Genomic DNA, 24,796 nt, shown 5'->3' on the forward strand with positions numbered 1-24,796 from the left:
GCCCTTTCCTGACGGATCCTTCGCCATGTCCCAGAACACCCCTTCCCTGCGTGAGCTCGAGCACCATTCCGCGTTCGTCGAGCGCCACATCGGCCCCAACGATGCCGAGATCGCGCAGATGCTCGACGTCGTCGGCCACGCGTCGCTGGATGCGATGACCGATGCCATCGTGCCGGCCAAGATCAAGTCGCCCGCACCGCTGGCACTGCCCGAATCGATGACCGAAGTGCAGGCACTGGCGAAGATCCGTGCGATCGCCGACAAGAACACCGTGCTGCGCAGCTTCATCGGCCAGGGCTACTACGGTACCCACACGCCGAACGTGATCCTGCGCAACATCCTGGAAAACCCGGCCTGGTACACCGCCTACACCCCGTACCAGGCGGAAATCTCGCAGGGCCGCATGGAAGCGCTGATCAACTTCCAGACCCTGTGCGCCGACCTGACCGGCATGGAAATCGCCAACGCCTCGCTGCTGGACGAAGCCACCGCCGCCGCTGAAGCAATGACCCTGGCCAAGCGTTCGGCCAAGTCGAAGTCGGACACCTTCTTCGTGCACGACGCCGTGCACCCGCAGACGCTGGAACTGCTGCGCACCCGCGCCGAGCCCATGGGCATCGTGCTGCGCGTCGGCACCCCGGCCGAGGCACTGGAAGCGGAAGCCTTCGGCCTGCTGCTGCAGTACCCGGACACCTTCGGCCAGGTCGGCGACTACAAGGCGCTGGTCGATGCCGTGCACGCACGCGGCGGCCTGGTGGCCGTGGCCACCGACCTGCTGGCGCTGACCCTGCTGGCCGCCCCGGGCGAATGGGGTGCGGATATCGTGGTCGGCAACAGCCAGCGTTTCGGCGTGCCGTTCGGCTTCGGTGGCCCGCACGCTGCCTTCATGGCCTGCCGTGATGCCTACAAGCGTTCGATGCCGGGCCGCCTGATCGGCGTCTCGGTCGATGCGCAGGGCAACCCGGCCTATCGCCTGACCCTGCAGACCCGCGAGCAGCACATCCGCCGCGAGAAGGCCACCTCCAACATCTGCACCGCGCAGGTGCTGCTGGCGGTGATGGCGTCGATGTACGCCGTCTACCACGGCCCGGACGGCCTGACCCGCATCGCCCGCCGCACCCACCGCCTGGCCTCGATCCTGGCCGCGGCGCTGCGCACGGCCGGCGTGCAGGTCGGTGGCGACTTCTTCGACACCCTGCATGTCACCGGCGTGCACGCCGATGAGATCCACGCCAAGGCCCGCGCCGCCGGTTACAACCTGCGCGCGATCGACAGCGACTCGGTCGGCATCAGCCTGGACGAGACCACCACCCGCGCCGACATCGTTGCCGTGGCTGCCGTATTCGGTGCCGCACTGGATGTCGACGCGCTGGATGCCAGCACCGCCGATGCGCTGCCGGCCGGCCTGCAGCGCCAGTCCGCGTTCCTGACCCACCCGGTGTTCAACACCCATCACAGCGAGCACGAACTGCTGCGCTACCTGCGTTCGCTGGCCGACAAGGACCTGGCGATGGATCGCACGATGATCCCGCTGGGCTCGTGCACCATGAAGCTCAACGCCACCGCCGAGATGATTCCGGTGACCTGGCCGGAGTTCTCGCAGATCCATCCGCTGGTGCCGGCCGACCAGGCGCTGGGCTACAAGGAACTGATCGATACGCTGGAAGCGATGCTGGTGGAGTGCACCGGCTACGACGCGGTCAGCCTGCAGCCGAACTCCGGCGCGCAGGGCGAATACGCCGGCCTGCTGGCGATCCGCGCCTACCACCGCTCGCGCGGCGAAGGTCATCGCGATATCTGCCTGATTCCGGACTCGGCGCATGGCACCAACCCTGCCTCGGCGCAGATGTGCGGCATGAAGGTGGTGGTGACCAAGACCGACGCCAACGGCAACGTCGATGTCGAAGACATCCGCCTCAACGCCGAAAAGTACAGCGACCGCCTGGCCGCGATCATGATGACCTACCCGTCCACGCACGGCGTGTTCGAGGAAGAGGTGGTGGAGATCTGCGAGATCATCCACAAGCACGGCGGCCAGGTGTACACCGACGGTGCCAACATGAACGCGCTGGTCGGCGTGGCCAAGCCGGGCAAGTGGGGTTCGGACGTTTCGCACCTGAACCTGCACAAGACCTTCTGCATCCCACACGGCGGTGGCGGCCCGGGCGTCGGCCCGTGCGCGGTCAAGGAGCACCTGGCCCCGTTCCTGCCGGGCAAGCTGGGTGACCACGGCCCGGTCGGCATGGTCAGCGCGGCCAGCTTCGGCAGCGCCTCGATCCTGCCGATCAGCTGGATGTACATCGCCATGATGGGCAGCGAAGGCCTGCGCAAGGCCACCCAGGTCGCGCAGCTCAACGCCAACTACATCGCCAAGCGCCTGGCCCCGCACTTCAAGACCCTGTACACCGGCCGCAACGGCCTGGTGGCGCACGAGTGCATCCTCGACGTGCGCCCGCTGGAAAAGACCAGCGGCATCGGTGCCGAGGACGTGGCCAAGCGCCTGATCGACTTCGGCTTCCACGCCCCGACCCTGAGCTTCCCGGTGGCCGGCACGCTGATGGTCGAACCGACCGAGAGCGAATCGCTGCACGAACTGGATCGCTTCATCAACGCGATGATCCAGATCCGCGAGGAAATCAGCGCGATCGAAGACGGCCGCCTGGACCGCGAGGACAACCCGCTGAAGAACGCACCGCACACTGCCACCGCAGTGACCGCCAGCGAGTGGACCCACGCCTACCCGCGCGAACTGGCCGCCTTCCCGCTGGCCAGCCTGAAGCAGAGCAAGTACTGGCCGCCGGTAGCGCGCGTCGACAACGTGTACGGCGACAAGAACGTGATGTGTGCCTGCATCCCGGTCGATGCCTACAAGGACGATGAAGTCGAGGCGTAAGCCTTCGATCCATCGGAAATGAAAACGGCCCGCGCAAGCGGGCCGTTTTTTCAAGGGTCTGTGGAGCAAGGTCCACACCCACAAAAATCCGATCACGGGTCCGGCATCTGCCCCAGGCTCAACTGCCAGGACACGCCGAAGCGGTCCTGCACCCATCCGTAGCGGTTGCTGAAATCGTAGTCGCCCACCGGCATCAGCCAATGGCCGCCCTCGCCCAGCACGCGCGCCGCGCGCTCGAACTGCTCGGCGCCGGAGCACTCCACGAACAGCGAGATGGACGGGGTGAAGGTGAAACCGTGCACATCGAGGCTGTCGAAGCACAGGTAGTGGGTGCCGCCGAGCAGGAAGATGGCCTGGCGGACCTGGCCGGGCACGCCGGCACCGGGCCCCTCCGGGTGGCGTTGCAGCGCCAGCAGCCGGAAATCGGCAAAGGCCTCGGCATACAGGGCCAGGGCGGCTTCGGCCTGGCCGGTAAACATCAGGAACGGACGGCTGCGCAGCATGCGGAACTCCTGTTCGACGGGCCGGTGACGACCCACACGATCAGCATCGCACGCCGGATGTGCAGCCCCCGTGGTAGTGCCGGCCGCTGGCCGGCAGCTTCATCACGCCTCGCGCATCCGCCGCGCAATGGCGCTGCCAGCGGCGATGGTGGCGGTCAGTGCCACCATCGACAGGAACTGCAGGCGGGTATGCGATTCGCTCAGCAGCAGGCCGAAGATCAGCGCCAGGATCGCCAGCGCGCAGCAGGTCAGCCACGGGAAGCCGGCCATGCGGAACGGCAGGCGCGTGCCCAGGCGATCCGCGCGGCGGCGCAGCACCAGCTGCGAGACCAGCGACAGCGTCCACACCAGCAGGCAGGTGGAACCAACGATGTTCAGCAGCACCGGCAGTACCCGGTCCGGGAACAGCAGTTCCATCACCGTGGCGGCGAAGCCGAACAGCACGCTGGCCAGCACGGCGACCACCGGCACCTGGCGCGGATCGGTCCAACCGAGCACGGCCGGGGCTTCGCGGCGCTGCGCCAGCGAATACATCATGCGCGAGGCACCGTAGAGGTTGGCATTGAGCGCCGACAGCAGCGCGATCACCGCGATCAGGGTGATGGCGGTGCCCGCACCCGGAATACGGGCGATATCCAGCACCGCGGCGAACGGCGATTTCAGCGCTTCGCTGGTCCACGGCACCACGGCGATGATCACGCTCAGCGAGCCGATGTAGAACACCAGGATGCGCCAGGCCACGGTGCGAATGGCACGCGCGATGCTGCGCTCGGGGTCTTCGGTTTCAGCGGCGGCGACGGCCACGATTTCGGTACCGCCGAAGGCGAACACCACCACCAGCAGCGCTGCACCGATGCCGGCCAGCCCCTTCGGTGCGAAGCCGCCATGCTCGGTGAAGTTGCTCAGGCCCGGTGAGGTCACCTGGGGCAGCCAGCCCATCAGCAGCGCCACGCCGATGGCGATGAACGCCAGGATCGCCACCACCTTGAGAATCGCGAACCAGAACTCGAATTCGCCGAAGTTCTTCACCCCGAGCAGGTTGATCGCGGTGAAGAACAGCATGAACGCCAGCGCCGCCATCGGTACCGGTATCGATGGCCAGACCGTGGCCAGCAGGCCAGCCGCACCCACCGCCTCGGCGGCGATCACGATCACCAGCTGCACCCACCACAGCCAGCCGACGGTGGCGCCGGCCGTGGCGCCCATGGCGTCGGCGGCGTACACCGAGAACGCACCGCTGGTCGGCTTGGCCGCCGCCATCTCGCCCAGCGCGTTCATTACGATGATCACCAGCGCACCGGCGACCAGATAGGACACCAGCACCGCCGGACCGGCCGCCTGCACACCCACGCCCGAGCCGAGGAACAATCCGGCGCCGATGGCGCTGCCCAGGCCCATCATGATCAGCTGGCGGGGCTTGAGCGAATGTCCGAGGCGGGACGGCGAAGCGGTCGGAATCGAATTGGGCATCGGCAGGGCTGGCGGCGGGCTACAGGGGCGACACCTTACCCTGTCCCATGCCCACGGGGATAGGCACAGCGCAGCAGGCGGCTCAGGCCAGGGCCGGTTCGCCGACGTTCCCACCGATACGGGCCCGATAGGCACGCGGCGAGAAACCGGTTTCAGCCTTGAACTTGCGGGTGAACGCACTCTGGTCGCTGAAACCGCAGGCCTGGCCGATGCAGGCGACGCTGTCGTCGCCATGCAGCAGGTGCATGGCCATCTGGATCCGCAGCCGGGTCAGCACCTGCTGCGGGGTCATCTGGAACACCTTGCGGAAGCTGCGCTCCAGCTTGGACAGCGAGAAGCCGGTGATATCCAGCAGGGTCTGCATGCGCACGTTCTCGGCGTAGTGCGCATTGAGGTGGGCCAGGGCCAGCCGCAGCTGCTCGTACTGGGTGCCGAGGCTGTCCTTCTGGCCAAGGTCGCGGGAAATGCCGATCAGGCCCTCGATGGCCCCATCGACCAGCAGCGGGCGCTTGCAGGTCAGGCACCAGCCCGGTTCGCGGTTGGCAAACAGGTGCAGCTCCATCAGGTTCTCGATCACCTCGCCGGACAGCACGCGGGCGTCCTGGTCGACATAGTCCGCACTGAGCCCGGTCGGGTAGATCTCGGCCGCGGTACGCCCGATCACATCCTTGCGCGCGCGCAGGCCCAGCCGCCGCAGCATGGTCTGGTTGACGTGGGTGTAACGCCCCTGGCGGTCCTTGATGAAGAACAGCACATCCGGAATGGCGTCGAACAGGGCTTCGATGTCGGCGGGCTCGACTCGCATGCGGCAAGCATAGCCGAGGCGGCCTTGCCGGTGCGATCACCCTTGCGGGACTTGTGCTTAACGCCGCCAGGGCCACCGTGGGGGCCAGCCCCCACCGGAGACCCTGCCATGCCACGCGGTGACAAATCCGCCTATACCGACAAGCAGAAGCGCCAGGCCGAGCACATCGAAGAGAGCGAGCGCCAGCGCGGTGCCAGCGAAGGCACGGCCGAGCGCATCGCCTGGGCCACGGTGAACAAGCAGGATGGGGGTGGCAAGCGCAGCGGCAGCGCGCGCAAGAGTGCCGGGAAGACTGCCAGCAAGGCACCGGCAAAGAAATCGGCCACGACGTCGGCAGCCAGGAAGACGACTGCCAGCAAGGCCACAACGAAGAAGACCGCCGCAAAGAAGGCTCCCGCTCGCAAGGCAGCGGCAAAGAAGGCCAGCACCGCTGCTTCGCGCAGTGCGGCCGCGAAGAAGGCAGCCAAGACCCGTGCCGCGAAGAAGAGTGTGCGCAAAGCGGCGGCGAAGAAGGCGGCGCGCACCCGCGCCAGTGGCTGATCGCGATCCTTCCACTGGAACGCGGCCGCAGTGCCCTGCGGCCGCACAATTTCAACGGAAGTGACGTGCTCAGGCCGCGCGGCGCGGCACGGCGGAAACTGCTGCGCCTTCCACCTTGAACACCGACACCGACGTAGTCAGCGCATGCGCCTGTTCTTCCAGCGCGCGGCTGGCGGCGGTGGCTTCCTCCACCAGCGCAGCGTTCTGCTGGGTCACCTGGTCCATCTGCACCACCACCTGGTTGACCTGCTCGATGCCGGCCGCCTGCTCCTTGCTGGCCGCGGCAATGTCGCTCATCAGCTGCGTGGTGCGCGAACTGGCCTGGGCCACGCGTGCGATCGCCGCTTCGGATTCAACAGTCACCGCCAGGCCACTCTTCACCTTGGCAGCGGCGTCTTCGATCAGTTCCTTGATCTCCTTGGCGGCGACACCGGCGCGCTGTGCAAGCGTGCGCACTTCGCTGGCGACCACGGCAAAACCACGGCCCTGCTCGCCCGCACGGGCAGCTTCGACTGCGGCGTTCAACGCGAGGATGTTGGTCTGGAACGCGATGCCGTCGATCACCGTGGAGATCTCGGAAATGCGTGCCGACGACTGGTCGATCTCGCCCATCACCGAAGCCATCTGTGCCATCGCCTGTTCGGTCTCGCGCACCGCGGCACCGGCGGCGTGTGCTTCGCTGTCGGCCTGACGGGCCAGCTCGGCATTCTGGCGCACGGTGGACGTCAGTTCCTCCATCGATGCAGCGGCCTCTTCCAGGTTGGCCGCCTGCTGCTCGGTGCGGCGCGACAGGTCGTTGTTGCCGGCGGCCAGTTCCTGTGCCGCGTTGTTGATGCTGTCGGCCGCCACCTGGATGCCACGCACAATGCCGGTCAGCTGCGCGGTGGTGGTGTTGGCGTCGTCGCGCATGCGCGCGAACACGCCGTCGTACTCGCCGTCCATGCGTGCGGTCAGGTCGCCATGCGAGATCGCGCGCAGCACGTCGGAGACATCGGCGATGCTGGCCTGCGAGCTGGCCATCATGCCGTTGAGATGCTCGACCATCGCCTTGAACTGGTACTGGAATGCGGCGGCATCGCCGCGCATGCTGAAGTCGCCGGCGCGCGCGGCGCGGGCCAGTTCATCGATCTGCGCGTTGATCGCCATCAGGCTCTGCTTCACGGCGGACAGGGTGCGGGTCAGCGCGCCCTTCTCGCCCGGGTAGTCCGGCAGGTCACGGCTGAGGTCACCGATGGCGTAGCGCTGCATCACCTCGGCCATCAGCAGTTCCACCTGCACGTGCGATTCGACCAGGCTGTTGGTGGCCTGCACCATGCGGCCGAAATCACCCGGGAACGCGCTGGCATCCATGCGATAGCGGATCGCGCCCGCCTCATGCTGCTCGGCCATCTGCAGCTGCGCGCCGATCGCGGCCTGCACGCTCTGCCGCACACTGGCCATCGCCTGGCCCAGCTGGGTCAATTCGTCACGACCGCCAAGCCGGAATTCCTGATCCAGCTCGCCCTTGGCCAGGCGCTCGGCCAGGTTCACTGCGCGCGCCAGCGGACCGGTCAGGCTGCGGCCGATCATCACCGAGGCAGCAATGCCAACCAGCAATGCAACGCCGCCCAGCACCAGCAGCTGCAGCAGGCTGCGCTCGCCTAGGCGGATCGCCTCGGCGGCTGCATCACGGCTTTCCTTCTCTTCGAAGTCCACACCGTCGGACAGCGCCTTGTTCCAGCCGTTGGCCGCTTCCTGCACCGGGCCCAGGGTCAGCGCCACCGCGCCGGGATAGTCACCCTGCTCCATCAACTCGCTGGTCTGCTTGTTGAGCGGGCGAGCGAGGGCGCGCTTGGCTGCGATGGTTTCAGCAATGGCCTTGCCGTCGGCATCGCTGGGTAGCGCCTGGTAGGCGGACCAGCTGGCCTCATAGCGCTTGACCAGATCGGCAATGCGCTGCTCGTCGTGGCCACGGTCATCGCCCTGGCGGATCAGCATCTCGCGGCGCACCACCATCATCTGGTTGTTGGCATCGAGCATCTGCGACAGCAACCGCACCTTGGCCACGCTGACATCGACCACCTGCTGCATCGCGCGCTTCTGCACGACGCTGGCGGTGGCACCCGTGGCCACCACGGCGGCGACCAGCAGCAACAACAGGCCAAAGCCCAGCCCAAGACGCCAGGCAACCCTGACATTCCTCAAGTAGTTCATCGGTACATCCAAAACGGGGGGATGCGCCCGTATCGGCCGCGCCGCCGGCATTCTTGATCGGCAACACGCACGGGCGTCGGCAGCCGTTCACCTTGGTGATGGCACGCACGGCGCTTCTGCGACAAGGGCCCAGGCCACGCCGGGGCTGCCCCGCTCATGCCGGCATCAGGTCGCTTTCACGGGGGCTGCGCAGCCTCTCCGGGCAGGGTAGAGCTGCCATCTGCCGGAGTCCTCCATGCCCGTACCCCGCCCCGCCCTGCTCGCCCTGTCCTTGCTGATCTCGCCCACCTTCGCGCAGGTGCCGCCGCCGGCCCAGCTGCCCGAGCCCATTGCCGAGAAGGCAGGACCCGATACCGCGCCGCGCTCTGCCCTGCACGCCCAGGTGCTGCTGGATCGCGCGAATTTCTCGCCGGGCCAGATTGACGGCGAGGTCGGCAGCAACCAGCGCAGGGCGGTATCCGGCTTCCAGGCAGCGCGCGGGCTGACCGTGACGGGGGAACTGGACGACGCCACCTGGAAAGCGCTGCAGGCCGATACGGTTGGGCCGCTGGCCAGTTACACCCTGACCGCCGAGGATGTGGCCGGCCCCTTCCAGGCGATTCCCAAAGGACCGGCCGCACAGGCCAAGTTGAAATCGCTGGGCTACGGCAGCGTGGCCGAAGCCCTCGGCGAGCGCTTCCACGCCTCGCCGGAACTGCTGAAGGTGCTCAACCCCGGCGTCGATCTGGCCAAGGCGGGCAGCCGCATCCAGGTCCCCAACATCGCACCGGCTGCATTGCCGAAGGCCACGAAGATCGTGGTCGACAAATCCGATTCCACGCTGCAGCTGCTGGATGCGCAGGGCAAGGTGATTGCGCAGGTGCCGGTGTCCTCGGGCAGCCAGCATGACCCGCTGCCGATCGGTGAATGGAAGATCCTCGGCGTGTATCGCGATCCGCCCTTCCACTACAACCCGAAGCTGTTCTGGGATGCGCGCAAGGGCGAGAAGAAGGCCACGCTGCCGCCGGGCCCGAACAATCCCGTGGGCCGGGTCTGGATCGATCTGTCCAAGCCGCACTATGGCCTGCACGGCACGCCCGAGCCCGGCCACGTGGGCAAGACCGAATCGCATGGCTGCGTGCGCATGACCAACTGGGATGCGCTGCGCGTAGCCGATGCGGTGGATACCTCCGTTCCCGTCGTGATGCAGGAGTGATGCGATGCGTCTTTCGCAGCTGATCGTGCTGGGCGTGCTGCTGGGCCTGGGTGCTGGCTGGTGGCTGCGCCGGGATGTGGCTCAGCCGGTGGCCGTTGCCCAGCCTGCCCCGCAACCCGCAGTGGCTGCAACGCCGGTGAAGGCGCCTGCAGCTCCGCAGGTGGATGCAGCGCCTTCCGCATCGGTGGCACCGTCGGCCAACGCGGGCGACACGCCAACCGGCCTGTTGCTGCCCGTACAGGGCATCGAAGCCTCGCAGCTGCGCGACACCTTCACCGATGCACGCAGCGAAGGGCGCGTACACGATGCCATCGACATCATGGCCGACGCCGGTACGCCGGTGCTGGCCGTGGCTGATGGCACCGTGGAAAAGCTGTTCGACAGCGAGCGCGGCGGCCTGACGATCTACCAGTTCGAACCCAGCGGACGCTGGTGCTACTACTACGCCCACCTGCAACGCTATGCCGATGGGCTGGCGGAAAAGAAGGTGATCAAGCGCGGGGAAGTGATCGGCTACGTCGGCAGCACCGGCAATGCCAGCGCCGAGGCCCCGCACCTGCATTTCGAGGTGCATGTGCTGGGCCCGGAGAGGCAATGGTGGAAAGGCGAGTCGATCAATCCATACCCGCTGCTGCGGGCGGGAGGCTAGCGCGTCTGCCGCGTGGCAGAGCCAGTCGCAGTGATGCCCGATCTGGGCACGATCCTACCCAAATTGGCTATCTGGCAAGTGCACTGCCGGGCATGGCCCGGCGCTACCGGGGTGGAGGACGGCGTCGCCAGCGCCGCAGCGCGATGCTGGCAGCCGCCAGCCCACCACCGGCAATCAGCAGCAGTAGCGCCACCGGCTGCCAGAAGAAGAACGGCCACAGCCAGAGGTAGTCCAGGTCGGTCAGTTTCAGCACGTCCATCGGCGGCAGCAGGTCCACCGAGGCCGCACGGCCAGCCAGCGCCGGGTCGACCGCCAGCACGGTCAGCCGCAGCCAGGAACGCCCACGCGGCAATGCATCACCGCGGCCGTAGCCGAAGTACGAGGCGGCGAAGCGGTCGGGCTCGACCGATTCCAGTGCACGAATGACGTCGGCCGTTGCCGAAGGTGAGCGCGTATCCGCGCGGAACTCATTGCGATCGGTCGGCGTTTCAGCGCGCAGGCGCACCTCCGGATCGATCGACGGCTCGAGGCCATCGCCCGCATAGCGCAGTCGCAGGCGCAGCGGATCATCGATGAAACGGTAGACCGTGATCTCGGCCGAGGCGCCCGGCTGCAGCACCAGTGGCAGGGTCTGCGTGCGCGAGGCCAGATGGTTGGCGACCGCGCCCAGCAGCAGCACGATGCAGGCCAGCGTCCACAGGCTCCACAGCAGCCACAGGGCCACCCGTGCGACCGTCTCGCCCTTCATGCCGAACCTCCGGTCATCGCGCTGCATCCCTGCTGGCATTGGCCACAACGTAGCGCAGAACTGCACGTGCCCACAGTGCCGGCGTAAAGCAGCGCGTGAACCCACCCGGTACCTCGCCATATGGCGAGGCCGGGCATCGCACATGCGGAAGGAGTCAGGCCGGCCTGACTTCCCTGCACACCAGCTCGGCAAGTTCGCGGCAGGCGAAGAACAGCCCTTCCACCACACCTTCGTCCAGGTGCCTGCGCGGCGTCGCCATGCTGGCGCAACGGTTGGCCGCATGCAGCATCTCCACCGCGGTGAGGATGCCCACAGCCGCACGGTCGATCCGCGCCAGGGACTGACGTCGTCCGTCGGACAGGGCCTCCTCCGGCCACAACATGCCATCGGAGCCTTCGCCATCACGGATGCGGGTGAGGCAGCCCTGGAACGTGCTGAGATCGTCGGCGGGATTGGCGTCGTCGTTGATGGGCTCAACAACATGGAACGGCGGGGTCTTGCGACTGGTCATGGCGTCGGCTTCCGTGGCTGTACGTAACATCGCCACCGCGCGGAAGCGGGGTGGCGGACGGTGCGGGTTGCAAACCGGGATAGATAGTTACCAATGACCGGCGGGTCCGAAGACCCCCACGCACCGCCCGCCATAAAGGCCGACGGATTGCCAGCCGGCACCGCTTCAGGACGGTGCCGGCTGGCAAGCGTAAGTAACACCTATCTCGGGTTTGCACGCCCGGCCACCCTTTTCCGGTGGCGCGCCATGGTGTCTACGCCTGCACGATCGGCTCAATGAGAAAAATCCGAAAATTTCGGCTGAGTCGAGCGCACTCCGGGAATTCTTGCATGCGCGGAGAGCGGTGGATGCGACAGGAATAGGCGCGACCGTGCTGGTAGGCGGGCGAGAGCGACGCGCGGTGACGCAAACAACCCGAACGTCCGAATGCCGCGTGACGTTTATCGCTTACTAGAAGTTGTATGCGGGGGGCGTGCGGGAATTACGAGTGGCGTTTGGCTTGGGGGAATCTGACGTGGATGGCCGATTTAGAGTGCCGGAAGCGACATGCTGGTGGCTTCGGTTCTGCCAGCCATGGGCTGGCACTACGGGAGTTGGTGGAGAACCAAAAAAGAGGCGCCGCGACCCTCAGGGAGTCGCGGCGCTCTTTTTCAATTGAACAGCGTTACCACCACGCCGGGCATGGCCCGGCGCTACCGCCCACTCAGGCGAACGGGTCCTGCAGGACCATGGTGTGGTCGCGGTCCGGGCCGGTGGAAACGATGCTGATCGGGCAACCGGCCAGTTCTTCCAGCGAACGCAGGTAAGCACGTGCGGCCGGCGGCAGGTCGTCCCAGTTGGTGATGCCGTGGGTGTTCTCGCTCCAGCCCGGGAACTCCAGGTACACCGGGGTGCAGTCTTCCCAGCCCTGCGCGTCCAGCGGCGCGTACTCGGTGCAGCTTGAACTATTCATGTAATCTGCACCGCGGATCAACCGCAAGCGAGCAGGGTCGAACAGATGAGAAAATTTATAGAACAAGCCCTTGCAAATTCATATTATATATTCGCAATTCCCAACACCGTCATGACTGTACACCGACGACAAGTTTACATTCACTAATTCCTCAATTAATTCACTGGAAGAATTCGAGCATCATGAGCGAATTTAAGCGCGGAACTGTAGATAGTTACGACGACAAAGGGGGATATGGAATAATCATCCCTGATCCCGTCATCGGCGACGGAGCTGACGCCGCCAAGCATATCGTCCATCGGCGCAGCCTAGAGAAGCCATCACTCTTACTCAGCAAGGGCGACCGGGTTGTATTCAAAACTGAAATTGTCCCTCGCGGAGCACTAGCGGCGGACGTTCATCTAGAAGCTCCGCCAACTCCAAGTAACGCACAGGAAGCGTTTGGATCGATTCATAAATTCGACAATTCGACCAGCCAAGGAGTTCTAAGGACAGCGCAACAGAAATCGTACACCTTCCACACGTCAGAAATTACAAATAGCGACCACCCACCTCAAATAGGGGATAGAGTTTCTTTCTTGCCAACGAGAAACTCTATTGGCGCACAGGCGTCGCAAGTTAGAATTGAGATTGAAAGCATCGAGGAAGTGGGAGCACTTCGAGGCGGGAGCGATGCCGCCCCTAAGAATGGAAGCAACATCCTAGCCCAAGCGATTCTTGCTAGGGATGCAAGAAGATTTAGTGAGGCAGAAAGGCTCTACGAACTAGGCATGAAAAAGCATGGCTCTGTGCAACTTGTGACGAGTTATGCTGCTATGCAGAAGAACCGCAACCGGCGCGCAGAAGCAATGCGCATATATGAAGAGGGAATGAAGCTATTCCCCAACAATATAAAATTGAGAGATGACGCGGGCAATCTCGCCATCTCAATGAACAACTTGAAGCAGGCCATAATCTATTTCAAAGGCGGCCTAGATTTAGCAAAGAGCACGCCAGCCTCTCCAACAGGAGGGCTTCTACTTTCGCTCGCACGTGCGTATTACAAAGGAGGCTCTCGCAGCGACTTGAGAAATTGCATTGCCACGTATGAAGCAGCCGAGCGAGAGCACTCGCAAACGAGCTCAAGGCGACAATCATTACCTCGAAATGACATCCTCATGAAGGAAAATGCTCGTGTTCGAGTTCAACATCATCGCGGCAGTGTCACCTTTGATTTCATCCAATCTTCAGGATTTAAAATTGAGCGAGCAAGACTGTTTGACCAAGCAACCGCTGGCGCAGACTTTATTGTCGAAATAAATAGGCCAGAGCTACTTGAAAGCTACGGAATATCGGGAAGCATTTTAGTTAGATGCTTCTTTAAATCCGACATAAACAGAAGCGATCTTGAGAGCATTGACAACTACGCCAAATCAGAAGGAGAGTCAGGCCTAATTGATGAGCAGGTAGTGATCGCGGTCGTTTCGTCGCTACCGGAAACCTTACAAAGCACCCTCTATCGAAGGCTCGAAGACCGATCCAGGTCCGTTCCAGCAATCGTGCCCATAACTCAAGAGGAGTTGGAGACTAGCTCCGACCCAATGGACACATTGCGAAAGACCTTAGACCAATGGCTATACAGAAGAGATCTCTTCTCTCTAAACACTCCCGTCTCCGGAAGGCGATTCTTCGGTCGGGAGAAGGCCATAACGGAATTGCGAGAGGCCATATCATCTGGCACAGCGGCCGGAGTTTTTGGATTACGCAAAGTTGGCAAGACATCGATATTGAAGGAAGTAGAGCGACGAGGAACAGAGGCAGGCGATATTGTAATTTATGTCGATCTACTCCGAGTTCCTGCTGATATCAAAAATGCCCGATGGATCTATTGGAAGCTTGGTGTCGAACTCCATACAGCAGCCACAAGAGCTGGGCTAAAGGATATAAGATGGCGTATCGGCCCGCAATATAGAGATTTCCTTGACGTTCCGAGTGATTTTCCGATCGCCACTGCGTTTGACTCCGACCTAACTCAGGCGTTGCGCGCAACTGCACACAACGAAAATGCGCCCACACCAAAAATCGTGATCATGCTGGACGAAGTTGAGAGACTTCTACCCAATACACTTGGAAAGGAAGGGTTTGAGGGATTCTTCGATCTATTAAGTTACCTCCGGGGCGTTTCACAGGAATCCGAGGATTTTGTTCCTATTGTCACCGCAGCCAACGCGGCTATTGCAGAGGTTTCTCAGTTCAATGAACGAGACAACCCCGTTTTCAACTTCTTCAGGGAGATATACCTACCTCTCCTGCAATTGAAGGAAATGAAAACAATGGTCAGAACCCTTGGTCGAGGCATGGGAATAACAATAGATGACGACGCCTGCAACCACATACACAGACTAACTGGCGGGCATCCATTCTTCACAAGACAGCTATGCAGTTATATCTCTGAGCAGAATTCAGAGCGCCCACTACAGGTTACGTCAGACATAGTGAACTCACTATCCGAAGGATATCTTGAATTTTCTGGAAAAGACTTCCAGGAGATCACAGAGAGATTTTCAAGAGACTATCCTGATGAACTAGAAGCCTGCGTAAAAATCGCGCACAGCCCTACACCAATCTCGATTTCTGAGATTACGACAAAAGGCGGGAACTCAAGCATAAACATTCGCCACCTTATTGGTTATCAGATAATTGAAGTCAAAGAAGGAAGGGCTGCAATGTCTATCGAATTAATGAGGCTCTGGCTTGAGAAAGAGTCAAGCCCACCAAGCAAAAATGCGAATTAATGGAATAATTTGATGAATGTATTTTGCGTAGGAAGAGAAATTCTCCAGCGAAACATCGTCACCCTTGCCACCAAGCACGGATCAGTACTGCTTTTTGGCGGGAGGCAGTCAGGAAAAACAACCATCCTGAGGAAAATATGCCAAGAATTATCATCACCTAGGATTGATCGCGAATCTCTATCGAGCGTCGACATCGCTGTGTATGTCGACCTCATGCGACTACCTGTAGATGCTGCAGCATCAGACTTTTTCCACTTTCTCGCCACGAGCGCGGTTGATCAGTGTTCGTCTCAGATCGACGGATTTAATCGCGACATAATTTCGCCACTTGATTCAAAAATAGACCCCTTATCCAGCTTCTCTGCATTCCTTTCACAGCTAAAAATATCTAGCGGCGAAGTGGAAATGCATCTAATTTTTCTCTTAGATGAAGCAAAGCGAGTTCTCGGAGATCGGTTTGGAAGGGGGTTTCAAGACAATTTATTTGCCCTTCTCTACGGCGAAGAAGACCTGCGCCCCATAAGGATTTCAATGGTCTTTGCTGGCTCTCAACACCTATACAAGCTTTCGGAGGACGACACATCACCTATTGCAAGCCGAGCCGCGCCTGTCCACTTGTGCAACTTGAACATGCAAGCAGTGCACGAGATCATCGCACGTGATGTAGAGGAAGAGTGTCAACCAAACGTTTCCGAGCGCATCCACCAACTTTCGGGAGGACACGCTGGCCTTTCTCGGAGAATGGCGGAGCATAGGCCCTACAACTCATTACAGGATGTCGAGCAGGCGTCAGCCTGGATTGCAGAGCATAGCCGGCCACTTTTTGACAACTGGATATCTTCACTTACAACGGATGCGCTGTGCATAGCGCAAGCATTAGCATCTAAACAAAAAGTAAGCATTTCAGAAGCCGCCAGCATCTTGGATGCTAATGGGCACAACAGATTTCACAGCCATCGCGCACTGGATGAGCTTTGTTTTACCGGAATTTCTGTCAAATCAAACGGGTCCGCCATCCGGTCATCCGAAATATTCTGGGAGTACTTCAATTCATTCATCCCGGACTCAAACATCAAACCATCAACCAATGAAACCTGGAGATTGATCGAGGCTGCCGAACTACTTCTCCGTGAGATTGTTCGGTCGAAATACGAGGAGCATTTTGGCGAGAACTATCAGGACAAAATGAAGTCAGTCCTAGGAGAGATTAGCTGGTCCAAAATTGAGGCCGTGAGAGATAAAAGCTCACGCCAGTATCCACTTAGTAAAGGCGGTAATGAAAGGGAAATAATGTCATGCATGTATATTGGAGATCTCCAATCACTTATTCTAAGCAATTCCGCGTGGGCGCAATTTAGGGATCTTTTCCGCGACAAGAGACAATTGGAGGACTTGATTAGAGCCATCGCGCCAGTACGAAACGACCGCGCACACTTCTCGCAGGTCCCCGCCAAAGAGCTAGAAAGGTGCCGGATAGCATGTGACGATCTAATAGTGATTTTAGAGAAAAGTGAGAGGATCCCTCCAGCATCTTAAACCACCATCTCTGCAAATCATTAGATTTTTTATGTTTGCGGATAAGGAAAGCCCCGCATGTGCGGGGCTTTCCTTGCAGCGATGCCGGGCATGGCCCGTCGCCAGCGGTCACTCACTCAGGCGAACGGGTCCTGCAGGACCATGGTGTGGTCGCGGTCCGGGCCGGTGGAGACGATGCTGATCGGGCAACCGGCCAGTTCTTCCAGCGAACGCAGGTAAGCACGTGCGGCCGGCGGCAGCTCGTCCCAGTTGGTGATGCCGTGGGTGTTCTCGCTCCAGCCCGGGAACTCCAGGTACACCGGGGTGCAGTCTTCCCAGCCCTGTGCGTCCAGCGGCGCGTACTCGGTGCGCTTGCCGTTGTATTCGTAGGCGATGCAGACCTTCAGCTTTTCCATGCCATCCAGCACGTCCAGCTTGGTGATGCACAGGCCGCTGATGCCGTTGATGGCCACGGCGCGCTTCAGCGCGACGATGTCCATCCAGCCGCAACGACGCGGACGGCCGGTCGAGGCACCGTACTCGGCGCCACGGTCACGGATGCCCTGGCCGACTTCGTCGTCCAGCTCGGTCGGGAACGGGCCGCCGCCGACGCGGGTGGCGTAGGCCTTGGCGATGCCCAGCACGTAGTCGATCGAATCGGCGCCGACGCCGGAACCGGCCAGCGCACCACCGACGGTGGTGTTGGAGCTGGTGACGTACGGGTAGGTGCCGTGGTCGATGTCCAGCAGCGCACCCTGCGCACCTTCGAACAGCACGCGCTTACCCTGCTTGCGCAGGTCGTGCAGGATGCCGGCCACGTCGGACTTCATCGGCTGCACGTACTCGCCGAAGGCGAGTGCTTCGTCGAAGGTCTTCTGGAAGTCGACCGCATCGGTGTTCAGATACTTGGTCAGCACGAAGTTGTGGTAATCCAGCGCGGTGCGCAGCAGTTCTTCCAGCTGCTTCGGATAGTGCAGGTCGGCGATGCGGATGCCGCGGCGCGCCACCTTGTCTTCGTAGGCCGGGCCGATGCCACGGCCGGTGGTGCCGATCGCCTTGCCGCCGGCAGCGCGTTCGCGCGCCTGGTCCAGGGCGATGTGGTACGGCATGATCAGCGGCGCGGCGGGGGAGATCTTCAGGCGCGAACGCACTTCCACGCCGGAGGCTTCCAGCTCGGCGATTTCCTTCTGCAGCGCGGCCGGCGAGATCACCACGCCGTTGCCGATCAGGCACAGCGCATCGTCACGCAGGATGCCCGACGGGATCAGGTGCAGGACGGTCTTCTTGCCATTGATGACCAAGGTGTGGCCGGCATTGTGGCCGCCCTGGAAGCGCACCACGGCGCCGATTTCCTCAGTGAGCAGATCGACGATCTTGCCCTTGCCTTCATCGCCCCACTGGGCACCCAACACTACGACAGACTGACCCATGACGGGCTCCTCGATTTGTTGCGGCCATCGGGGCCGCGGACGGGTAAACCGTGGCGGGGCTGGCCAGCACCTGGATGGCGGCTCCAAACGGGGAGCGCCGGCGATGGAAGGCCCAGACACGGAAAAAGCCGAACGGGGAGGCCCGTCCGGCTTTTGTGCATTATCCGGGTTTCCGGGGTCGGGTGCCACCTTTCCGACGGGCGGCTTCACCGGCCGGTCAGGCGCCTTCCCGGTGGTGCCGGCCGCTGGCCGGCAATGCCAACCAAGGTTGGCCTCTACCAGAGCCGGGCCACGCATGTACCGGCCGGTCAGGCGCCTCCCGGTAGTGCCGGCCGCTGGCCGGCGATCCCAGGCCAGCGGCCGGCACTACCCTTTCAATGCCGGGCCCACCACAGCAGGCTGAGGCCGGCCAGCAGCACCAGCCCGCCGAAGCTGCGCAGGGCCGGGCTGGGCAGGTCCAGCAGGCGCTCGGCCATGCGCTTCCAGGCGAACGGGGCAACGAACAGGAACAGGCCTTCCAGCACCGCCACCAGGCAGACGGCGGCGAACAGATCTTTCATGGGGGACTCCGGAAAAAGCACGGGGCCCGGCATCTGGCCGGGCCCCGTGGGGTAATGCCCTGTGACCTCAGCGGTCGTTCTTCAGGTACTGCAGGAACGGGTCGTTCTTGTCGAGCACGATCACGCCGTTGCCGTCGGTCATGGAGCCACGGTAGGCCTCCAGGCTGCGGTAGAAGGCATAGAACGACGGGTCGGCCGAGCCGGCCTTGCCGTAGATGCGGGCGGCATCGGCATCGCCTTCACCGCGCAGGCGCTGTGCATCACGCTCGGCTTCGGCGATCAGCACGGTGCTGTCACGGTCGGCCTGGGCGCGGATGGTCAGCGACTGTTCCTCGCCTTCCGCACGCAGCTTGGCCGCTTCCTGCTTGCGCTGCGCGCGCATGCGCTCGTACACATCATTGATCACCTGGCTGTCGGTCGGCAGGTCCACCTGCTTGATGCGCAGGTCGATCATCTGCATGCCCAGCCCGGCCACGGCCTCGTTGATCCCCTTCAGCTGCTCGGCGATCAGCTCGCTGCGGTCGCCGGAGACCAGCTGCTGCAGGGTGCGCGAGTTGATCTGGTTGCGCAGCGAGTCGGTGATGATCGGGGCCAGGCGGGCATTGGCGATGCGCGGATCGCCGCCGGTGGCACGGAAGTAGTCACCCACGTTGGAGATGTAGCCGATGGCGAAGAAGTCGACGCTGACGTCCTTCTGCTCAGCGGTGAAGTAGCGCGCCGGCGCGGTGTCGAGCACCTGGAAGCGGCGGTCGAAGACCTTCACCGTTTCCACCACCGGCACCTTGAAGTGCAGGCCCGGCTTGATGTCCGAACGCACCACCTTGCCCAGGTTCAGGACCATGGCAGTCTGGTCCTCGCGGACCACGTACACCGAGCCGAGCAGGCCCAGCGCCACCGCCACGATCACGGCGATCCAGATAGGACTCTTCATCGGCTGCCCTCCTCACGGCCGCTCGGTCGCCCGGTCGGGCGGCCCACCGGCCGGCCCGGATCACGGGAAGCTTCCGCCGCTGCACCCGGCAGCGACGGCATCACCACGTCCGGATTCGCCACTGCGGCCGGGGCCGAGGTGCTGGGACGGGTATCGCCGGTCATCGGCACGTAGATCAACTGGCGGCCATCGCCACCGATCACCTTGCGGTTCTCGCTCAGCACCTGCTGCACGGTCTCCAGCCACAGGCGCTTGCGGGTCACTTCAGGGGCGTCCTTGTACTGGGCCTGCAACAGGCTGAAGCGCTGCGCGTCACCCTCGGCCTTGGACACCACGGCCTGCTTGTAGCCCTCGGCGGTGGTACGGGCACGCGAGGCCTGGCCTCGGGCTTCCGGCACGACCTTGGCGGCGTAGGCCTGGGCTTCGTTGATCAGGCGTTCCTTGACCTGCTGGGCGCCGTTGACCTCGTCGAACGCCGGCTTCACTTCTTCCGGCGGACGGGCGTCCTGCAGGGTCAGGCCGGTCACGGTCAGGCCGGTCTTGAACGCCTTCAGCAGCGCCTGCAGGCGCTCTTCGGCGGCCACGGCCAGCGGGCCACGGTTGTTCAGCACGGCATTGAGGTCGGCGCGGCCGACTTCCTCACGCACCGCGCTCTGCGCCGACTGCTCCAGCACCTGGTTGGCATCAACGGTGCCGAACAGGTACTGCTGCGGGTCGTCGATGCGGTACTGGACGTTCAACGAGACGTTGACGATGTTCTCGTCGCGGGTCAGCACCGGCACCTGGATCGAGAAGGTCTTGATCTCGGTGGCGTTGACCTTGGTGACCGATTCGATCGGCCACGGCAGCTTGAAGTTCGGGCCGGGCTGCAGGATCCGCGAGAACTGGCCGAAGCGCAGCACCACGCCACGCTGCTGTTCGCCGATCAGCTGGAAGCTGGAGAACAGCACCAGCAGCACCACGGCTGCCACCACCCAACGCATGATGCCGCCGTCGAACAGGTCCTTCAGCGGCCCGGGCAGTCCGCCCCAGCCACCACCATTGCCACCGCCGCGCGACCCGAACGGCCCGCGTCGATTGTCCTCGGGGCCTTGTCCGCCCTTGTTGCCGCCGGGTGTATTCCAGGCCATGCACGCTCCATCAAGATGTGGGCTGCGGCGCGGGCCCTTCCCGCGGCGCCAGCCGTGAAACCATTACCGATCATACAAGATGGGGCGGATCGGCAGGATCGAAAGGGGGGCAACGGGGTAAGGTGACGTTTTCCTCGAAGTCAGGCAGCGCCGATGGCCCCCACCACCCCGTTCACCGCCTTCCGCATCGAAAACGACGACGCCGGCTACCGCAGTGGCCTGGCCCAGCTCAGGGTGGACGACCTCAACCCTGGACAGGTGCTGATCCGCGCCCACTGGTCCTCGGTCAACTACAAGGACGCCCTGGCCGGCACCGGCAAGGGGAAGATCCTGCGCCGTTTCCCGCTGGTGGGCGGCATTGACGTGGCCGGCACCGTGGTCGCCAGCACCGACCCGGACTGGCGTGAAGGCGATGCAGTACTGGCCACCGGCTGCGGACTCAGCGAGACCCGTGACGGCGGCTACAGCCAGTACGTGCGGCTGGAGTCGCGCGCGGTGATCGCGCAGCCGGCCGGGCTGAGCCCGCGCGAGGCGATGGTGCTGGGCACCGCCGGCTTCACTGCCGCGCTGGCGCTGCTGCGCATGCAGGACAACCGGCAGACCCCGGACCTCGGCCCGCTGGCGGTCACCGGGGCCAGCGGTGGCGTCGGTGCGCTGGCACTGTCGATCTTCAGCCGTGCCGGCTACAGCGTGCACGCGATCAGCGGCAAGCCGGACCAGGCCGACTTCCTGCGCGCCATCGGTGCCAGCGAGGTGCTGCCGCGCGCGGCGCTGGCCGACACCGGCCCGCTGCAGTCGGCGCGCTTCGGCGGTGGCCTCGACAATGCCGGCGGCCCGATGCTGGCCAGCCTTCTGGCGCAGACCGTGCCCTATGGCAGCGTGGTCAGCGCCGGCCTGGCGGCCAGCCCGACGCTGGACATGACGGTGATGCCGTTCATCCTGCGCGGTGTGTCGCTTCTGGGCGTGTCTTCGGCAAACGCACCACGCGCGCTGCGCGAGGAAGTGTGGGCACGCCTGGGCAACGAGTGGAAACCGCAGCACCTGGACCGCATCTGCACCGCCGAGGTCGGCCTTGATGGCCTGCCGGCGGTGTTCGAGCGGATGCTGGCCGGCGGCTCGCTGGGCCGCACCGTGGTGCGGATCGACTGAACGTCGCAGGCAGGCGACGGACGGCAGACGTGGCCCTCCCGCCGGTAATGTGCCCGCACTACACTGCGGGCATTACATGGGGAACAACATGGCACGCATTCTGATCGTCGACGACTCACCGTCGCAGCTGTTGGGGATACAGCGCATCGTCGAGAAGCTCGGGCACCAGATCCTGACCGCCACCGATGGCGCCGCTGGGGTCGAAACCGCCAAGGCCGAACTGCCCGACCTGGTCCTGATGGACGTGGTGATGCCCAATCTCAATGGTTTCCAGGCCACCCGCACCCTCGCCCGCGACGAGGCCACCCGGCACATCCCGGTGATCCTGGTGACCACCAAGGACCAGGACACCGACCGCATGTGGGGCATGCGCCAGGGCGCCAAGGCCTACATCACCAAGCCGTTCTCGGAAGACGAACTGTCCGAGGTGCTGGAGCGGGTGTTCGCCGGGCAGGGCTGAAACATTCCGGTGGGTGCCAACCTTGGTTGGCACGCCTTTGCTTGGTGGGTGCCGGCCAGCGGCCGGCACTACCTTCAAATGGTTTCGCCGAACGCCTTGGCCAGGTTCCGGTAGGCCTTTTTCTGCGCCTCGTCGGTCGCAGCCGGGGCCACGATCTCGATTTCGACGATCTGGTCGCCGTCCGGATTGCCCGGCAGGCCACGTCCGCGCAGGCGCAGCTTGCGCCCGGCATCGGAGTCGGCCGGGATCTTCAGCTCCACCGCTCCGCCCAGGGTCGGTACGCTGATGCTGGTGCCCAGCGCGGCCTGCCATGGCGTGACCGGCAGCGTGTAGAGGATGTTGCGGCCATCGACCTCGAACTGCGGGTGCGCGGCGTACTCCACTTCCAGCAGCAGGTTGCCACCGTGGTTGCCCTGCCCTGCCAGGCGGATCACCTGGCCCGGGCGGATGCCCTTGGGCACGCGCACGTCCAGCTGCTTGCCGTTGACGGTGATGCGCAGGCTGTCGCCGTTGTAGGCCGCCTCCAGCGGAACCGACAGCTTGGCGCGGGTATCACGGTTGGGCGCATGCCCCTGGCTGCTGAAGCCCGGCCCCGGGCCGGCACCGCCACGCTGGCGTGCGAACAGGCTCTCGAAGAAGTCGCTGAAGCCGCCATTGGGGCCGCCACCGCCGAACACTTCCTCGAAATTGAAGCCACCGGCGCCGCCATAGTTCGGCGGCACGTTGAATTCCTCGCCCGGGCGGTACCCCTGCGCGCGCAGCTGGTCGTAGGCTGCGCGCTTCTCGGGATCGCGCAGCGCCTCGTAGGCCTCGTTGACCGCCTTGAACTTGTCTTCGGCCCCGGCCTCCTTGCTGACATCCGGGTGGTACTTGCGTGCCAGCCGGCGATAGGCGGTCTTGATCTCCGCCTCGCCCGCGCTCGGTTCCACCCCCAGGGTGGCGTAGTAATCCTTGAATTCCATCCAGCTACCTCGATTCGCTTCGGCCGCGCCGGTGGCGCCGCCCCGGGTTCATTCTACGCGCCAGCGATGCTACGCCGCCCATCGTGCGGCCCCGGTGAGGCCGACTGATCCTGCGCAATGCGGCTGCCATCCCGATGCCCCAGGCTGTGGCTGGAAGCCCCCGCCGCAACGCCTGAAGATGGGGCCTGCACACGGGTTTTCCAATGTCTTGACGCCCCTGTCCCATCCGGCCCACTAGCCTGCCCCAGCAAGGAGTTCCCCATGACCATCCACGTTGGCGACCACATTCCGGAAGTCACCCTCAAGCGCATCCGCGAGGGCATCGAAACGCTCGATACGCATTCGCTGTTCGACGCACGCAAGGTGGTGCTGTTCGCCGTGCCCGGTGCGTTCACCCCGACCTGCTCGGCCCGTCATCTGCCCGGCTACGTCGAGCAGTTCGAGGCGTTCCGCAAGCGCGGCATCGACGTCTACTGCATGGCGGTCAACGATCCGTTCGTGATGAAGGCCTGGGCGGCCGAGCAGAATGTGCCCGATGGCCTGCTGATGCTGTCCGATGGCAATGCCGAACTGACCCGCGCGCTCGGCCTGGAACTCGATGCCAGCGCCTCGGGCATGGGCATCCGCTCGCGCCGCTTCGCCCTGTACGTGGTCGACGGCGTGGTGCGCGCAGCCTGGATCGAACAGCCCGGCCAGTTCGAAGTCTCTTCAGCCGAGTACGTGCTGGAGCACCTGCCCACCTGACTACCAACCGCAAGAGGAAACGGCCAGCCATGTCCAGCAAGCCAGCCAAAGCCCCCAAGCCCACCGCGAAGATTCCCGGCATCAGCGACCGCAAGACCCTGCGTGACCGCGCCCGCCGCAACATCGAGGATGGTGCGATCACCGACAGCTACAGCGCCGACCGCAAGGTGGTGATCAAGCTGCTCAACGATGCCCTGGCCACCGAATACGTGTGCGTGCTGCGCTACTACCGGCACTACTTCATGGCCAAGGGCATGCTGGCCGACGCGGTCAAGGCCGAGTTCCTCGAACACGCCCAGCAGGAACAGGCACATGCCGGCAAGCTGGCCGAGCGCATCGTCCAGCTCGGCGGCGAGCCAGACTTCAACCCCGATACCCTCACCGCACGATCGCATGCCGAGTACAAGGAAGGCAGCGACCTGCGCGACATGGTCCGCGAGAACCTGGTGGCCGAGCGCATCGCCATCGACAGCTACCGCGAGATGATCAACTTCATCGGCGACCGCGATACCACCACCAAGCGCATCCTCGAAGAGATCCTCGCGCAGGAAGAGGAACACGCCGACGAATTCGCCGACCTGCTGGATGGGTGGATCGGCGAATAGCCTTATAACGCTCCCGGTAGAGTCGAGCCATGCTCGACTCGGGAGAAGCAGTCGAGCATGGCTCGACTCTACAAGGG

Annotated in this window: 21 protein-coding genes and 1 pseudogene; 10 read left to right on the plus strand and 12 right to left on the minus strand. The window is 63.6% G+C overall.

What is annotated here, in order from left to right; genetic code table 11:
* The first annotated feature begins 25 nt into the window (after positions 1 to 25).
* Positions 26 to 2,893 (plus strand): aminomethyl-transferring glycine dehydrogenase, encoded by a 2,868-nt coding sequence (gene gcvP / locus K5L94_RS16660; protein WP_053450496.1) that lies wholly within the window; start codon positions 26 to 28, stop codon positions 2,891 to 2,893.
* 92 nt (positions 2,894 to 2,985) lie between these two features.
* Here gcvP and K5L94_RS16665 read toward each other — a convergent pair whose 3' ends face one another.
* From K5L94_RS16665 to K5L94_RS16675, 3 genes are all read right to left on the minus strand, one after another.
* Positions 2,986 to 3,396 carry a VOC family protein gene (locus K5L94_RS16665; RefSeq protein ID WP_053450497.1) on the minus strand — a complete coding sequence of 137 codons (411 nt, stop codon included), beginning with the start codon at positions 3,394 to 3,396 and terminating at the stop codon, positions 2,986 to 2,988.
* A gap of 102 nt (positions 3,397 to 3,498) precedes the next feature.
* Positions 3,499 to 4,866 carry an amino acid permease gene (locus tag K5L94_RS16670; RefSeq protein ID WP_053450498.1) on the minus strand — a complete coding sequence of 456 codons (1,368 nt, stop codon included), beginning with the start codon at positions 4,864 to 4,866 and terminating at the stop codon, positions 3,499 to 3,501.
* Between the two features lie 82 nt (positions 4,867 to 4,948).
* A complete protein-coding gene (locus K5L94_RS16675) occupies positions 4,949 to 5,671 on the minus strand; it encodes a helix-turn-helix transcriptional regulator (RefSeq protein ID WP_274510893.1) in 723 nt (240 codons plus the stop codon).
* A 108-nt stretch (positions 5,672 to 5,779) separates the two neighbouring features.
* On the opposite strand from K5L94_RS16675, the gene K5L94_RS16680 reads away from it, so the two are divergent.
* The gene (locus K5L94_RS16680) at positions 5,780 to 6,211 is read left to right on the plus strand and encodes a hypothetical protein (RefSeq protein WP_053450499.1); all 432 of its coding nucleotides are present in this window, start codon (positions 5,780 to 5,782) and stop codon (positions 6,209 to 6,211) included.
* 69 nt (positions 6,212 to 6,280) lie between these two features.
* On the opposite strand, the gene K5L94_RS16685 is transcribed toward K5L94_RS16680, so the two are convergent.
* Positions 6,281 to 8,404, minus strand: coding sequence for a methyl-accepting chemotaxis protein (locus tag K5L94_RS16685; RefSeq protein WP_274510894.1), 2,124 nt, complete (start codon positions 8,402 to 8,404; stop codon positions 6,281 to 6,283).
* Between the two features lie 235 nt (positions 8,405 to 8,639).
* Between K5L94_RS16685 and K5L94_RS16690 the strand changes: the two genes are divergently transcribed.
* Together K5L94_RS16690 and K5L94_RS16695 are read left to right on the plus strand one after the other, a co-directional pair.
* The gene (locus tag K5L94_RS16690) at positions 8,640 to 9,599 is read left to right on the plus strand and encodes a L,D-transpeptidase family protein (protein ID WP_274510895.1); all 960 of its coding nucleotides are present in this window, start codon (positions 8,640 to 8,642) and stop codon (positions 9,597 to 9,599) included.
* A 4-nt stretch (positions 9,600 to 9,603) separates the two neighbouring features.
* Complete coding sequence (locus tag K5L94_RS16695) at positions 9,604 to 10,248, plus strand: M23 family metallopeptidase (RefSeq protein ID WP_274510896.1); 645 nt, start codon at positions 9,604 to 9,606, stop codon at positions 10,246 to 10,248.
* Between the two features lie 103 nt (positions 10,249 to 10,351).
* Here the strand turns inward: K5L94_RS16695 and K5L94_RS16700 are convergent, their stop codons facing one another.
* The 3 genes and pseudogenes from K5L94_RS16700 to K5L94_RS16710 form a co-directional block, all read right to left on the minus strand.
* Positions 10,352 to 10,996, minus strand: coding sequence for a hypothetical protein (locus K5L94_RS16700; RefSeq protein ID WP_274510897.1), 645 nt, complete (start codon positions 10,994 to 10,996; stop codon positions 10,352 to 10,354).
* A 154-nt stretch (positions 10,997 to 11,150) separates the two neighbouring features.
* A complete protein-coding gene (locus tag K5L94_RS16705; RefSeq protein ID WP_049457945.1) occupies positions 11,151 to 11,507 on the minus strand; it encodes a hypothetical protein in 357 nt (118 codons plus the stop codon).
* A 703-nt stretch (positions 11,508 to 12,210) separates the two neighbouring features.
* Positions 12,211 to 12,441 (minus strand): annotated as a pseudogene (locus tag K5L94_RS16710) (adenylosuccinate synthetase); the annotation flags it as partial.
* Positions 12,442 to 12,641: 200 nt separating this feature from the next.
* Between K5L94_RS16710 and K5L94_RS16715 the strand changes: the two are divergent.
* Entirely contained in the window at positions 12,642 to 15,233 is a 2,592-nt protein-coding gene (locus K5L94_RS16715) for an ATP-binding protein (RefSeq protein ID WP_274510898.1), read from the plus strand.
* A 12-nt stretch (positions 15,234 to 15,245) separates the two neighbouring features.
* Positions 15,246 to 16,769: a P-loop NTPase family protein gene (locus tag K5L94_RS16720; protein ID WP_274510899.1), complete on the plus strand. Its 1,524-nt coding sequence runs from the start codon at positions 15,246 to 15,248 to the stop codon at positions 16,767 to 16,769.
* A 116-nt stretch (positions 16,770 to 16,885) separates the two neighbouring features.
* Here K5L94_RS16720 and K5L94_RS16725 read toward each other — a convergent pair whose 3' ends face one another.
* The 4 genes from K5L94_RS16725 to hflK form a co-directional block, all read right to left on the minus strand.
* On the minus strand, positions 16,886 to 18,178 hold the full coding sequence (locus K5L94_RS16725; protein WP_006463282.1) for an adenylosuccinate synthase: 1,293 nt from the start codon (positions 18,176 to 18,178) through the stop codon (positions 16,886 to 16,888).
* A 374-nt stretch (positions 18,179 to 18,552) separates the two neighbouring features.
* Positions 18,553 to 18,738, minus strand: coding sequence for a DUF2065 domain-containing protein (locus K5L94_RS16730; RefSeq protein ID WP_005410640.1), 186 nt, complete (start codon positions 18,736 to 18,738; stop codon positions 18,553 to 18,555).
* 67 nt (positions 18,739 to 18,805) lie between these two features.
* On the minus strand, positions 18,806 to 19,669 hold the full coding sequence (gene hflC, locus K5L94_RS16735) for a protease modulator HflC (protein ID WP_006463283.1): 864 nt from the start codon (positions 19,667 to 19,669) through the stop codon (positions 18,806 to 18,808).
* On the minus strand, positions 19,666 to 20,799 hold the full coding sequence (hflK, locus tag K5L94_RS16740) for an FtsH protease activity modulator HflK (RefSeq protein WP_006463285.1): 1,134 nt from the start codon (positions 20,797 to 20,799) through the stop codon (positions 19,666 to 19,668). Before hflK ends, hflC begins: the two co-directional genes overlap by 4 nt.
* Before the next feature lie 153 nt (positions 20,800 to 20,952).
* Here hflK and K5L94_RS16745 point away from each other — a divergent pair, with 153 nt between their 5' ends.
* On the plus strand, positions 20,953 to 21,948 hold the full coding sequence (locus K5L94_RS16745; RefSeq protein WP_274510900.1) for a YhdH/YhfP family quinone oxidoreductase: 996 nt from the start codon (positions 20,953 to 20,955) through the stop codon (positions 21,946 to 21,948).
* A gap of 88 nt (positions 21,949 to 22,036) precedes the next feature.
* On the plus strand, positions 22,037 to 22,408 hold the full coding sequence (pilH, locus tag K5L94_RS16750; RefSeq protein WP_005410644.1) for a twitching motility response regulator PilH: 372 nt from the start codon (positions 22,037 to 22,039) through the stop codon (positions 22,406 to 22,408).
* 74 nt (positions 22,409 to 22,482) lie between these two features.
* On the opposite strand, the gene K5L94_RS16755 is transcribed toward pilH, so the two are convergent.
* Positions 22,483 to 23,370, minus strand: a complete 888-nt coding sequence (locus K5L94_RS16755) for a DnaJ C-terminal domain-containing protein (RefSeq protein ID WP_049457947.1) — start codon at positions 23,368 to 23,370, stop codon at positions 22,483 to 22,485.
* A gap of 261 nt (positions 23,371 to 23,631) precedes the next feature.
* Here K5L94_RS16755 and K5L94_RS16760 point away from each other — a divergent pair, with 261 nt between their 5' ends.
* Entirely contained in the window at positions 23,632 to 24,114 is a 483-nt protein-coding gene (locus tag K5L94_RS16760; RefSeq protein WP_274510901.1) for a peroxiredoxin, read from the plus strand.
* 29 nt (positions 24,115 to 24,143) lie between these two features.
* A complete protein-coding gene (locus tag K5L94_RS16765) occupies positions 24,144 to 24,719 on the plus strand; it encodes a ferritin-like domain-containing protein (RefSeq protein ID WP_164087459.1) in 576 nt (191 codons plus the stop codon).
* Positions 24,720 to 24,796 lie beyond the last annotated feature (77 nt).

The organism is Stenotrophomonas forensis (assembly GCF_028752115.1).
Classification (GTDB): Bacteria; Pseudomonadota; Gammaproteobacteria; order Xanthomonadales; family Xanthomonadaceae; genus Stenotrophomonas; species Stenotrophomonas forensis.

Excerpts from the sequence above, each read along its gene's own strand:
- K5L94_RS16720 (WP_274510899.1), top strand. The coding sequence starts at position 15,246 with ATGAATGTATTTTGCGTAGGAAGAGAAATTCTCCAGCGAAACATCGTC.
- K5L94_RS16665 (WP_053450497.1), bottom strand. The coding sequence starts at position 3,396 with ATGCTGCGCAGCCGTCCGTTCCTGATGTTTACCGGCCAGGCCGAAGCC.
- K5L94_RS16700 (WP_274510897.1), bottom strand. The coding sequence starts at position 10,996 with ATGAAGGGCGAGACGGTCGCACGGGTGGCCCTGTGGCTGCTGTGGAGC.
- K5L94_RS16680 (WP_053450499.1), top strand. The coding sequence starts at position 5,780 with ATGCCACGCGGTGACAAATCCGCCTATACCGACAAGCAGAAGCGCCAG.
- K5L94_RS16690 (WP_274510895.1), top strand. The coding sequence starts at position 8,640 with ATGCCCGTACCCCGCCCCGCCCTGCTCGCCCTGTCCTTGCTGATCTCG.
- K5L94_RS16675 (WP_274510893.1), bottom strand. The coding sequence starts at position 5,671 with ATGCGAGTCGAGCCCGCCGACATCGAAGCCCTGTTCGACGCCATTCCG.
- K5L94_RS16670 (WP_053450498.1), bottom strand. The coding sequence starts at position 4,866 with ATGCCCAATTCGATTCCGACCGCTTCGCCGTCCCGCCTCGGACATTCG.
- gcvP (WP_053450496.1), top strand. The coding sequence starts at position 26 with ATGTCCCAGAACACCCCTTCCCTGCGTGAGCTCGAGCACCATTCCGCG.
- K5L94_RS16755 (WP_049457947.1), bottom strand. The coding sequence starts at position 23,370 with ATGGAATTCAAGGATTACTACGCCACCCTGGGGGTGGAACCGAGCGCG.
- hflK (WP_006463285.1), bottom strand. The coding sequence starts at position 20,799 with ATGGCCTGGAATACACCCGGCGGCAACAAGGGCGGACAAGGCCCCGAG.
- K5L94_RS16745 (WP_274510900.1), top strand. The coding sequence starts at position 20,953 with ATGGCCCCCACCACCCCGTTCACCGCCTTCCGCATCGAAAACGACGAC.
- K5L94_RS16765 (WP_164087459.1), top strand. The coding sequence starts at position 24,144 with ATGTCCAGCAAGCCAGCCAAAGCCCCCAAGCCCACCGCGAAGATTCCC.
- K5L94_RS16725 (WP_006463282.1), bottom strand. The coding sequence starts at position 18,178 with ATGGGTCAGTCTGTCGTAGTGTTGGGTGCCCAGTGGGGCGATGAAGGC.
- pilH (WP_005410644.1), top strand. The coding sequence starts at position 22,037 with ATGGCACGCATTCTGATCGTCGACGACTCACCGTCGCAGCTGTTGGGG.
- K5L94_RS16695 (WP_274510896.1), top strand. The coding sequence starts at position 9,604 with ATGCGTCTTTCGCAGCTGATCGTGCTGGGCGTGCTGCTGGGCCTGGGT.
- K5L94_RS16705 (WP_049457945.1), bottom strand. The coding sequence starts at position 11,507 with ATGACCAGTCGCAAGACCCCGCCGTTCCATGTTGTTGAGCCCATCAAC.
- K5L94_RS16715 (WP_274510898.1), top strand. The coding sequence starts at position 12,642 with ATGAGCGAATTTAAGCGCGGAACTGTAGATAGTTACGACGACAAAGGG.
- K5L94_RS16760 (WP_274510901.1), top strand. The coding sequence starts at position 23,632 with ATGACCATCCACGTTGGCGACCACATTCCGGAAGTCACCCTCAAGCGC.
- K5L94_RS16730 (WP_005410640.1), bottom strand. The coding sequence starts at position 18,738 with ATGAAAGATCTGTTCGCCGCCGTCTGCCTGGTGGCGGTGCTGGAAGGC.
- K5L94_RS16685 (WP_274510894.1), bottom strand. The coding sequence starts at position 8,404 with ATGAACTACTTGAGGAATGTCAGGGTTGCCTGGCGTCTTGGGCTGGGC.
- hflC (WP_006463283.1), bottom strand. The coding sequence starts at position 19,669 with ATGAAGAGTCCTATCTGGATCGCCGTGATCGTGGCGGTGGCGCTGGGC.